1 pseudogene is annotated in these 538 nt (G+C 48.3%); it reads left to right on the top strand.

Going from position 1 to position 538, the window contains the following annotated elements:
• Positions 1-116 precede the first annotated feature (116 nt).
• A pseudogene (locus R7O13_RS30295) lies at positions 117-538 on the top strand (hypothetical protein); the annotation flags it as partial.

The raw sequence follows: 538 nt of genomic DNA on the forward strand, positions 1-538 counted from the left end.
GCTTTCAAACAGGGTTGGAAGAGAACGACTTCAACAAAAACGTGCTCAAGCGAGTTAAATAAGGGAGTGGTATGAATATGGGCAAAGGAGTAAACCAACTTGGCGGATTACTCGCGATGTTGGTAGCGCCCTCGCTGTTCGCATTTGAGCTTGCGGGGCAATTGAATGTTGAGCATCGACAGTTTCTCTCTCACGGGCTGCAAGGGCAGAGTAAAGGCCAAAGCTCTGTTGTAGTTCAGCCTGAATTTTACTGGGACTTCCAAAGCGGAGAGAGTAGCTTCACCTTCACACCGTTTTTTCGAGTCGATAGCCTCGATGATGAAAGAACCCACGGTGACATTAGAGAAGCGCTTTTTCTCACGTATTGGGATGATTACGAGCTTAGAGTTGGGATCAGTAAAGTGTTTTGGGGCGTCACCGAGTCCGCGCATCTGGTTGATGTTGTGAACCAAACAGATGCCGTGGAAGCGGTTGATGGCGAAGATAAACTGGGTCAGCCAATGGTACACTTTACGGCGATTAAAGATTGGGGCGCTTT

This window comes from Vibrio sp. Y176 (genome assembly GCF_033438945.1).